The 11,180-nt window shown below is 72.3% G+C and carries 8 protein-coding genes; all 8 read left to right on the forward strand.

The features are described 5' to 3' along the window. Window positions 1–118 precede the first annotated feature (118 nt). Window positions 119–1,723, forward strand: a complete 1,605-nt coding sequence (gene cimA / locus ACYQ8L_RS17060) for a citramalate synthase (protein WP_459943021.1) — start codon at window positions 119–121, stop codon at window positions 1,721–1,723. Then, window positions 1,720–2,457, forward strand: coding sequence for a rhomboid family intramembrane serine protease (locus tag ACYQ8L_RS17065; protein ID WP_459943022.1), 738 nt, complete (start codon window positions 1,720–1,722; stop codon window positions 2,455–2,457). The genes cimA and ACYQ8L_RS17065 overlap by 4 nt, the downstream gene beginning before the upstream one ends. 166 nt (window positions 2,458–2,623) lie before the next feature. Beyond that, complete coding sequence (locus tag ACYQ8L_RS17070; RefSeq protein ID WP_459943023.1) at window positions 2,624–4,639, forward strand: DUF748 domain-containing protein; 2,016 nt, start codon at window positions 2,624–2,626, stop codon at window positions 4,637–4,639. Window positions 4,640–4,649: 10 nt separating this feature from the next. Next, a complete protein-coding gene (locus ACYQ8L_RS17075; RefSeq protein WP_459943024.1) occupies window positions 4,650–7,085 on the forward strand; it encodes a mechanosensitive ion channel domain-containing protein in 2,436 nt (811 codons plus the stop codon). Window positions 7,086–7,088: 3 nt separating this feature from the next. Next, entirely contained in the window at window positions 7,089–8,441 is a 1,353-nt protein-coding gene (gene trmFO / locus ACYQ8L_RS17080) for a methylenetetrahydrofolate--tRNA-(uracil(54)-C(5))-methyltransferase (FADH(2)-oxidizing) TrmFO (RefSeq protein WP_459943025.1), read from the forward strand. Beyond that, on the forward strand, window positions 8,438–9,523 hold the full coding sequence (locus ACYQ8L_RS17085) for a class I SAM-dependent methyltransferase (RefSeq protein WP_459943026.1): 1,086 nt from the start codon (window positions 8,438–8,440) through the stop codon (window positions 9,521–9,523). Before trmFO ends, ACYQ8L_RS17085 begins: the two co-directional genes overlap by 4 nt. 371 nt (window positions 9,524–9,894) lie before the next feature. Further along, the gene (locus ACYQ8L_RS17090; RefSeq protein WP_459943027.1) at window positions 9,895–10,698 is read left to right on the forward strand and encodes a tetratricopeptide repeat protein; all 804 of its coding nucleotides are present in this window, start codon (window positions 9,895–9,897) and stop codon (window positions 10,696–10,698) included. A 273-nt stretch (window positions 10,699–10,971) separates the two neighbouring features. Then, window positions 10,972–11,180, forward strand: a 209-nt coding sequence (locus ACYQ8L_RS17095) for a transposase (protein WP_459943028.1), incomplete at its 3' end; no start/stop codon positions are given.

Genomic DNA, 11,180 nt, shown 5'->3' on the forward strand with positions numbered 1-11,180 from the left:
CGGCCCGGGCTGCTCGGCCGTCGCGCTCCGTCGGATCCCCAGCCCCACCGCCGCAATTTGCATGCTTTTTGTGAGACGGACCACTAGCCTTCCAGCCTTCCAACTCGAGATGAGCCCGATGATCCGGATCTACGATACGACGCTTCGAGACGGCACCCAGGCCGAGGACATCTCGTTCACGGTCGAGGACAAGCTGCGCATCGCCGAGAAGCTCGACGAGTTGGGCATCCACTACATCGAGGGCGGCTGGCCCGGCTCGAACCCCCGGGACATCCAGTTTTTCCGGGAGGCCCGGCGTCTCAAACTCCAGAACGCCAGGCTCACGGCCTTCGGGAGCACCCGCCGCAGCGGCGTGGCCCCCGAGGACGACGTGAGCATCCAGGCGCTCCTCGAGGCTGAAACCCCCACGGTCACGGTGTTTGGCAAATCGTGGGATCTCCACGTGGAGGAGGCGCTGCGGATCCCCCTGGAGGAGAACCTGGAGCTTATCGAGGACTCGGTCCGGTACCTCAAGGCCCAGGGCCGGGAGGTCATCTACGACGCCGAGCATTTCTTCGACGGGTACAAGGCGAACCCGGGCTACGCCCTGGAGACCCTGGAGGCGGCCGTGCGGGGCGGGGCCGACGTGGTGGTGCTGTGCGACACCAACGGCGGCTCCCTGCCCTGGGACGTGGGCCGGATCGTGGGCGAGGTGAAGGCCCGGTTTCCGGACGCGGTGCTCGGCATCCATTGTCACAACGACGGCGAGCTCGCCGTGGCCAACAGCCTCACGGCCGTCACGGCCGGGGTGAGCCACGTGCAGGGCACCGTGAACGGGTTCGGCGAGCGGTGCGGCAACGCGAACCTGATCTCGATCATCCCGAACCTGATCCTCAAGATGGGCCGGTCGTGCATCTCCATGGACCGGCTGCGCAAACTCCGGGAGGTCTCCCGGTTTGTGGACGAGCTGGCGAACCTCCAGCACAACAAACACCAGCCCTTCGTGGGCGACAGCGCGTTCGCCCACAAGGGCGGCGTCCACGTCTCGGCCGTGCGGCGAAACCCCCTGACCTACGAGCACATCGACCCGGGGCTCGTGGGGAACGTCCAGCGGGTCCTGGTGTCCGACCTCTCGGGCCGGTCCAACGTGCTCTCCAAGGCCCAGGAGCTGGGGATCCCCCTGGAGGAGGGGAGCGAGCTCGCCCGCAAGGTGCTCGAGCGGGTGAAGCACCTGGAAGCCGAGGGGTACCAGTACGAGGGGGCCGAGGGGAGCTTCGAGGTGCTGCTCAAGAAGGCCCTGGGCCGGCACCGGAAGTTCTTCGACCTGGTGGGGTTCCGGGTGATCGACGAAAAGCGCACCGAGGACGAGGAGCCCATCGCCGAGGCCACGATCCTGGTCAAGGTGGACGGGGTGAGCGAGCACACCGCCGCCCTGGGGAACGGCCCGGTGAACGCGCTGGACGCGGCCCTGCGGAAGGCCCTGGAGAAGTTCTACCCGGTGATCCGGTCGGTGCGGCTCGTGGACTTCAAGGTGCGGGTCCTGACCTCGGGCGGGGGCACCGAGTCGAAGGTGCGGGTCCTGATCGAGTCGAGCGACGGGGTGGACACCTGGGGCACCGTCGGGGTGAGCGAGAACATCATCCAGGCCTCGTGGCAGGCCCTGGTGGACTCCATCGAGTTCAAGCTCATGCGCGAGGAGGAGGCGGGCCGGCTCCGCCCTCCGGCGACGGGGGGTGAGACGTGATTCCCATCCGGGACACGATTCCCCACCGCCGCACCCCCTACGTCACCTACGCCATCATCGGGGTGAACGCCCTGGTGTTCCTCTACGAGCTGGGCCTGGGGCCCGCCGGGCTCCAGCGGTTCTTCATGCACTACGGCCTCGTGCCGGCCCGGTACAGCGATCCCCTGGTGCGGGTCCACTTCGGGTTCCTGGAGCAGGTGGTCCCGTTTTTCAGTTCCATGTTCCTCCACGGCGGGTTCATGCACATCCTGGGGAACATGTGGACCCTGTGGATCTTCGGCGACAACGTGGAGGACTGGTTCGGCCACCTGGGGTACGCCCTGTTCTACGTGTTCTGCGGCATCGCCTCGGCGCTCCTGCACCTCTTCTTCAACTGGGGCTCCCCCATCCCCACCGTGGGGGCCTCGGGGGCGATCGCCGGGGTCATGGGGGCGTACTTTCTCCTCTACCCCACGGCCCGGGTGGTGACCCTTCTGCCCATCTTCTTTTTCTTCACCTTCGTGGAACTGCCGGCCTACTTCTTCCTGGGGCTTTGGTTCTTCCTCCAGTTCCTGAGCGGCACGGCGTCCCTTGCGGCGGGGGGGGCCGGCGGCATCGCCTGGTGGGCCCACATCGGCGGGTTCGTGGCCGGGGCCGCCGTGGTGTTCGTGCTCGGGGGCGGGAAGCCCCGCCGGCCCCACAAGACCCGCCCCACGCTCCGCTCCCCCTGGGACACGGTGGACGAGTACTGGTAGCGCCCGCCCCGGCGGGATTCCCCGCTGCCGCGGGCACGGCGGCTCGGGGGTTTCCCGCTTTCCCCCATCCGATTCGGTGATAGATTGGGCCGGACGAAATCCCCCGGGGCCGGGTGGGGTCCGCCTGCGCGGGCCCCCGGGGCGGGCGCAGAAAGGAGAGAGCGAGATGCGAAAGGGTGGGAAGATTCTCCTGTGGGTGGTTGGGATCCTGGTCGTGTTGGCCGTGGCCGCCACCGTGGCCCTGAAGCTGTACCTGACCAAGGAGCGGATCCTGGCCTGGGTGGTGCCGCCCCTGGAAGAGAAGCTTCACCGCAAGGTCACCATCGCCGACGCCGGGGCCGGGTTCACCGGCATCCATCTGGACGGGCTCGACGTGCGGGCCGAGGGGGCCCCGGAGCCCCTGGTGGCGGCCGAGAGGATTCTGATCCGGTGGGACCTCTGGGCCCTTCTCCAGCGCCGGGTGGATCTCAAGGAGATCCGGCTCGTGGCGCCTCGGATCCGTGTGGTGCGAAATCCGGACGGAAGCCTGGACGTCCAGGATCTGCTGGCCGGCGGAGGGGAGAAACCCACCGCCGAACCCGCGGCGCCGAAGACCGAGCCGGCCGAGGCCGGGGAGCTCCCGGTGGCCGTGGCGATCGCCCTCTTCTCGCTCGAGCGGGGCCGGATCGCGTTCGAGGACCGGGCGGCCGAGCCGACCCGCACCTACGTGCTGGACGAGGTGGAGAGCCGGATCCGGGGGTTCGCCCTCGACCGGCCGGTGCCGTTCGAGCTGTCGGCCAAGCTCCCGCTCGCCGCCGAGGGCCGGTTCTCCGTGGCCGGCACCCTGAACCCCCAGACCCGGCGCCTGGAGGCGAAGCTCGGCATCGCCTCGTTCGACCTGCCGGCCCTGCGCCCCCTGCTGGGCGAGGGGGGGCTCGTGCCGGCCGCCGGGGTGTTCTCGCTGGACCTCGACGTGAAGGGAACCGCCGGCGGCCCCATGGATCTCGCCGGCGTCGCCGGGGTGAAGGGCCTCGTGCTCGCCCGGGGGGCGGACCGAGGCGAACCCGCGGACGTTCGCCTCGACCTCGCGGCCGGCCTTGACCCGGCCCAGTCGGTAGTGGAGCTCTCCCGGTTCCGGGCCGAGGTGGCGGGCCAGACCGTGGACCTCACGGCCACGGCCCGCTACGGAGCCACCCCGCCCCGGGTGGATTTCCGCCTCACCTCGCCCGAGCTCCTGGCCGACCCGTTCCTGGCCCTCCTGCCCCCGGCCGAGGAGGGGGCCGCGGCCCCGCCGGCGGGGGCGGAGCCCCAGGCCCCGGCCGCGGCCGGAGAGCCTGCGGCGCCGCCGCTCGACGCCGTGGGCGACTTGGAGATCGGGCGCCTCGGGGCCGGCGGGCTCGCCCTGGAGGGGTTCCGGGCCCACGTGGAGCTCCTCGGGGGCAGGCTCTCGGTGAAGCCCCTGGAGGCCAGGGTGTACGGCGGGGAACTCCAGGCCGCGGCCGGGGCCGACCTGGCCTCCGAGGGGCCGGCCTTCGAGGCCGACCTGACGCTCGTCGGCACCCAGTTGGCCCAGCTCCTGCCGGCCCTCTCCCCGGCCCTCGAGAACACGATGACGGGGGTGGTGGAGCTCGAGGCCAAGGCCTCCGGCCGGGATGGCGACCTCGAGGCCCTCACCGCCGACCTCCGGGCCGAGGCCAAGGACGGGAAGATCCTCAACCACCCCCTGGTCAAGCAGTTCGCGGAGCTCTTCCAGGTGAAGGAGCTCGAGACCCTGAACTTCTACAGCCTCAAGCTCGACGCTGGGGCGGCCGGGGGGGTGGGCACGGTGCGGAGCTTCGTCCTGAACGGGCCCGACGTCCAGGCCACGGGCACGGGCACCGTGGGGCTTGTGGACAAGGCCCTGGATCTCAAGCTCGCGGTGGCCCTGCCCCGCCGGATTGCCGCCCGGCTCGTGCGGCAAGGCGAGGTCCTGGACGCCCTTACCGACGAGCAGGGCTGGTCCCGGGTGCCCCTGCGGCTCACCGGCACGGCCGAGGCCCCGGCCTACGGCCTCGACACCGAGGCCCTGGCCCGGATGGGCGGCAAGGTCCTGGAGAAGAAGGCCCAGAAGGTCCTGGAGGAGAAGGTGCTCAAGAAGCTCCCGGTGGGCGAGGGGGAGAAGAAGGCCATTGACCAGGGCCTCCAGAAGCTCTTCGGCCGGTAGGTGTCCCGTGGTGCGCGCGTTCGTTTCCGTCGGGCTTGCGGCCGCCCTCTGGCTCGCGGCCCCCGCCCGGGCCCAGGAGGCCCCGAAGCCCCCCGCCCCGCCGGCCCCGGAATCCGCCCCGGCGGCCCCCGAGGTGCCGGGCCTGGCGGATCTGATTCCGAAGGCGGCAGAGCTGGAACAGCGGCGGGCCGCCCTGGAGGCGGAGATCGCCGGGTTCCCGGATCCCCAGGAGATCGCAGCGGCCCTCGGGGAACTCGACAGCCGGGTGGGGGAGTTGGGGGCGCGGCTGGAGGCCCTCACGCGGGCCGGGGATTTCGGGTACGAGGAGGTGGCCGAGATCAAGGCGCTCCTGGAGGCCGAACGGGCGGCCTTGGAGGAGGCCACCGGTCCGGTCCAGGGGGTCCTGAGCACCCTGGACCGACGCAAAGCCGAGTGGGAAGCGGAGCGCGACCGGTGGGCCGCGTGGCGGAACACGGCGCCCAAGGAGTTGGCAAAGGAGGGGGCCGAGGCGTTCCGCGCGGCCTCCCGGAGCGCCGACGCCGCGCTCCAGGCGGTGGCCCGGGCCGCGAAGCCCTATCTGGGCCTCCAGAAAAGGGCCGAGGATGCCCGGTTGCGGATCGAGAGCCTCCTGGCGGAGACGGACCGCCTGCTCGAGACGGTGCGCAGCGCCCTGTGGCGCCGGTCAGCCCCGACGATGCTCTCGGCCGGGTACCTGGCGTCCCTCGCGGAGGCTTTCAGGCCGGACACGCTCGCGTCCGGGGTGCGCAGCATCCGGTGGCCCGATCGGCGGTTCTGGGCCCGCGCCGGCTGGGTGGTGGCGCTCCAGGTGGCGTTGGCCGCCGCGGTGGCCGGCCTGCTGCGGAGAAACCGCGAACGCCTTTCGGCTTCCGAGAGGTGGCGGTTTCTGGCCGAGCGAGCCGTGGCGGCCGCCGTTCTCGTGGGCGTGGGGCTTCCCTTCGCGCTCTACCCGGTGTTGGCCCCGACCTGGAGGCTCCTGCTCTGGGTTTTGATCGGCCTGAGCGCCGCCCGGTTGGTGACGGTGCTCCTCCCCGGGGGATGGCGGCGCCGGCTGGTGTATCTGCTGGCGGGGCTGTTCCTGGTGAACCAGGCCTTGCGGGTGGCAGGGGTGCCGGCGCCGCTGTTCCGGTTGTACGTGTTCGCGGTGTCGGCGGTCGGCGTGCCGCTGTGCCTGTGGCGCGCGCGGGTGGCTCGGGGCGCGGGGGCCCGGTGGTACGCCAGGGGGTTGCGGCTCGGGGCGGCCGTGCTGGGTGCCGTCGGGCTGGCCCAGGCCGCCGGGTACGCGAACCTGGCTGCCCACCTGCTCGACGCCTCGATCCAGACCACGTTCCTGCTGCTGCTGGCGTGGGTGGTCGCGGTGCTGGTCCAGGGCGGGGTGGAGTACGTGACCCACTCGGCCCTGTGGGGGCGGCTGCCCCTGGGGCCGGGACATGGCGAGCGGTTGTCCCGGCATCTGCTGTGGGGAGGGCGGATCGCGGTGGCGCTGGCGGCCTGGGGCCTGGTGGCCGAGGTGTGGCGGCTTTCGGAGTCGCCCTGGTCCGCGGTGGCCTCGCTCCTGTCGCTCGGGGCCACGGTGGGGAACACCCGGATCAGTCTGGGGCTCGTGGCCGGTGCGGCCGTGGTGCTCTACGGCGCGCTCCTGACGTCCTGGCTTCTCCAGGGCCTCCTGGAGTCGGAGGTCTACCCCCGCCGGGCCGTGGATCGGGGCACGGGGCTGTCCATCAACCGCCTGATCCACTACGCCTTGGTGCTGATGGGGTTCCTGGTGGCCTTGAGCACCCTGGGGTTCGAACTGCGGAACCTCACCATCCTCGCCGGGGCCTTCGGGATCGGGATCGGGTTCGGGCTCCAGACCATCGTGAACAATTTCGTGAGCGGGCTCATCCTCCTCTTCGAACGGCCCATCAAGGTGGGCGACGTGGTCCAGATCGACGGCGAGTGGGCGATCGTCCGGAAGCTCGGCCTGCGGGCTACGGTGGTGGAGACCTTCGACCAGTCCGAGGTCATCGTGCCCAACGCCGACCTGGTGTCCGGCCGGGTCACGAACTGGACCCTCTCGACCCGCATGGTGCGGGTGGTGGTGCCGGTGGGGGTGGCCTACGGGTCCGATGTGGAGAAGGTGATGGAGATCCTGCGTGAGGTGGCCGACGAACATCCCCAGGTGCGCCGGGACCCCCCGCCCCAGGTTTTGTTCCTCGCCTTCGGGGAGAGTTCTCTGGATTTCGAGCTGCGGGTGTGGGTGGGCGACGTGGACGACCGGCTGCGGGTGCGAAGCGAGCTCCACCGGGCCATCGACCGGAAGTTCCGGGAGGCCGGGGTCGAGATCCCGTTCCCCCAGCGGGACCTCCACGTGCGGACCGTGGACGAGCGCGCCGCCGCGGCCCTGGCGGGGCCCCGGCCGGCGGCCGGCCCGGCGGGGGAGGGGTAGGCCGTGGGCGAGCCACGGGGAGCCGCCGACGCCCCGGTCGAGGTCATCGGCGGGGGGCTCGCGGGCGCCGAGGCGGCCTGGCAGCTCGCCCGGCGGGGTGTGGCGGTGCGGCTTTTCGAGATGCGCCCCGTCCGGCTCACCCCGGCCCACCGCACGGCCCACCTGGCCGAGCTCGTGTGTTCCAACTCGCTCAAGGCCATGGGCCTGGGCCAGGCCTCGGGGCTGCTCCAGGAGGAGCTCCGCCGGCTGGGCTCGGTGATCCTGGAGGCCGCCCTGGCCCACCGGGTGCCGGCCGGCCAGGCCCTGGCCGTGGACCGGGAGCGGTTCGCCCGGGCCGTGACCGAGCGCCTCGAGGCCCACCCGGGGATCGAGATCGTCCGCGAGGAGGTGACCCGGATTCCCCGGGACCGGGAGGTCATCGTGGCCACCGGCCCGCTCACGGCCGACGCGCTGGCCGAGGACCTGGCCGCGCTCACCGGCGCGGAGTCCCTCTACTTCTACGACGCCATGGCCCCCATCGTGGAGGGGGACTCCATCGATCGGTCGGTGGCCTTTCCCGCCTCGCGCTACGGCAAGGGGGGCGACGACTACCTCAACTGCCCCCTGACCCGGGAGGAGTTCGAGCGGTTCTACGAGGCCCTCGTGTCGGCCGACACCGTCCCCACCCGGGACTTCGAGGAGGAACGGGTGTTCCAAGCCTGCCAGCCCATCGAGACCCTGGCGGCCAAGGGGCCGAAAACCCTCCTCTTCGGCCCCATGAAGCCGGTGGGCCTCGAGGACCCGCGCACCGGCCGGCGGCCCTACGCCGTGGTGCAGCTGCGGCGCGAGGACGCCGCGGGCGAGCGCTGGAACCTGGTGGGGTTCCAGACGAAGCTCCGCTACCCCGAGCAGGAGCGGGTGTTCCGGCTCATCCCGGGGCTCGAGCGGGCCCGGTTCCACCGGCTGGGGAGCCTCCACCGGAACACCTACGTGGACGGGCCCCGGCTCCTGGACCGGTACCTGCGGCTTCGCCGGTACCCCTGGATCCAACTGGCCGGGCAGATCACCGGGGTCGAGGGGTACCTGGAGAGCGCCGCCATGGGGCTCTGGGCCGGGCTCAACCTGGCCCTGCGCCGGGCCGGCCGCACCCCGGACCCCCTGCCGCCCGAGACCGCGGTCGGGGCCCTGGCGGAGCACGTGGCCGCGAGCCCCACGAAACGGTTCGAGCCCATGAACATGAACTTCGGCCTCCTGCCCCCCCTGGGGGTCCGCATCCGCGACAAGAAGAGGGGCAAGGAGGAGAAGGCCCGGCGGGCCCTGGAGGCCCTGGACGCCTGGCGGGCCCGGTGGCTCGCCGGTGGGGAGGCGGCCGGATGACGCCCGCGGCCCAGGCGATTCGCGACGAGATCCGGGCCCGGGGGCCGATCCCCTTCGCCCGGTTCATGGAACTCGCCCTCTACCATCCCGAGGGCGGCTACTACGCGGCCGGCCGGGTCCGGATCGGGGCCGACGGGGGGGACTTCACCACCGCGCCCCACCTGAGCCGGCTCTTCGGCCGGTGCCTCGCCCGGTGGGTCGAGGCGGCCGACCGGGCGCTCGGCCGGCCGGAGCCCTTCGTGCTGGTGGAGGGCGGGCCCGGCGAGGGCCGGCTGGCCCGGGACCTCCTGGACGCCCTGGCCGAGCGAAACCCGGTCCTCTGCCGGCGGCTCCGGTACGCCGCCGACGAGGCGAGCCCGGCCCTCGACCGCCGCCGCCGGGACCTCCTCGCCCCCCACGCCGAGCGATGCCTGGAGGTGGTGCCGGAGGGGTTCGCGGGGGTCTACCTCTCCAACGAACTCGTGGACGCCCTCCCGGTGCACCGGCTTCGGGGAGACGGCCCCGAGCTCCAGGAGGCCTTCGTGGACCGGGTCGGCGGGGGGTTCGTCGAGGTCTGGGCCGAGCCCTCGGCGGCCGCCCGGCGATTCCTGGACGGGTACGCCCCGCCGCTGGGCGACTGGGAGGTGGAGATCCGGCCGGCGGCCGAGGGGTGGCTCGGCCGGGTGGCCGGGCTGCTGGGCCGGGGCTACGTGCTCACCGTCGACTACGGCGACCGGGCCGACCGGCTCTACGGGCCCCACCGGCCCCGGGGTACGGCCGTCGCGTACCGCGCCCACCGGCTCGTGGAGGACCTTCTGGCCGACCCGGGGGAGCAGGACCTTACGGCCCACGTGGACTTCACCCACCTCGGGGCGGCCGGCCGGGCCTTTGGGCTCGAACCCCTGGACTTCCGGAACCAGCGGGAGTTCCTGTTCGCCTGGGGCCTCGAGGACGAGGTCCGGGATCTGGAGGCCCGGCTCCCCGAGGTGGAGCGCCTCGCCGCCATGCAGGCCCTGGCCCCCCTGCTCCTCCCCGGCCCGGGCATGGGCGATACGTTCCGGGCGCTGGTGCTGGGGAGAGCGGCTGGGAAGCTGGAAGGCTAGGAGGCTGGGAAGCTCGAAGGCCGGGGTGCTGCGAGGCATCGAGGCCTCGTTTTTTGGGCGTCGGCCGTCCGGATCAGCCGCTCTGGCTCCCTCTCCCCCCGGGGGGGGAGCCGATGTCGCTACCCCTGCCCCCTCCCGCAGGGGGAGGGGGAATGCGCTTCGCGCCGGGAGGGACGGCCTGCAGTGTGTCTCCCTCTCCCCCCAGCGGGGGGAGAGGGCCGGGGTGAGGGGGGCTCGTCATTGACACGGTTTCGGAATCCCGCTGAAATGCGCGGGAGTCTCCGGCGCCCGGTTCCGAGAGTCCGCAGGGGCGCCGTCGCGACCGTTGACCGACGGCCGAACGGCCGGAGGGTTCGCCCGGGGGAGGATCCATGACCACCTGCCCGCACTGCGGCAGCGCCGACATCCGGAAATCCCGGCGGCACAAGGCCGAGCGCACCTGGCGCCGGCCGTTCCCGGTGTGGTTTCGCTGCCGGGAGTGCCGCAAGCGGTTCCTGGGCACCGACTGGGCCCTGGCCGGCCGGTGGGCCGGGGGGGCCGCGGCCGTCGTCGTGGCCGTGGGACTCGGGATCGCCCTGTGGCCCCATGGGGGCCGGGTGGAGTCGGCCAGCGCCGCCGCGGTGAAGGGCCTGCTCGAAGCCGTAAACCTTCCCGGCGCGGCGCTCGAACTCACCGGCGAGGCCCTCCGGGCCGCGGCCGAGCGGGGAGACCCCCAGGCCCAGCACCGGCTCGGCCTCGATCTCCTCCAGTCCTACCGCGAAACCGGGGACGCCCGCACCATGGCCGAGGCCCTGCGATGGTTCAAGGCGGCGGCCGAGGCCGAAAACCCCCGCTCCCAACTCCTCCTGGGCGCGCTCTACGAGAACGGCCGGGGTGTCATCCAGGACTTCGAGGAGGCGGCCCGGTGGTACCGACGGGCCGCCGAGAACGGCGAGGCCGAGGCCATGTTCCGGCTCGGGCTCATGGCCGAGGCGGGCCGTGGCATGCCGAAGGATCTCGTGGAGGCCTATGTCTGGCTCAACCTGGCCGCCGCCCGGGGCGCCGCCGAGGCCGAGGCCCGCCGCGAAGCTGTGCGCCGCGAACTCCGCCCCGAACAGGTCGACGCCGGACAAGACCGCTCCCGCGAACTCGACCGACGCATCCCCCTGGCCCCGGGGGAGGGCGGTGCCCGCTAGGAGGCTGGGGCGCCGGGAGGCTCAACCCTTCCGCTTTCCGCGCCGCGTGGCCCAAGGCCGTGGGAGCGGCGTCCAAGCCGCAATGGCTGTTGGCCGGGGACCTGCACGGCCCGACGTCCGGGTACAGTGTCAGACGGCCACGCGTGCCCGGATACACGCAAAGCCGACGGAACCCAGGGATTGTGGAGACCGAGGGGACGTTGACAGGTTATTTGGTTTTGCTAGGTTTGCCTGCGAGTTTAGGACGCTGAGGGAGAGGAGAGAGGAGCGGCGATGCCGAGGATGGCTCGGTTGGACGTGTTGGGGGTGGTGCAGCACGTGATGGCGCGGGGCATCGAGGGCGCGGCGATCTTCCGTGACGAGAAGGACAGGGAAACGTTCCTTGCGAAGCTCGCCGAAGTGGTACGGGAGGGGGAGGCGCAACTTCTCGGGTGGGCTCTGCTGTCCAACCATTTCCACCTCGTCCTTCGGCCCCGGCGCGG

The organism is Deferrisoma palaeochoriense (genome assembly GCF_054656955.1).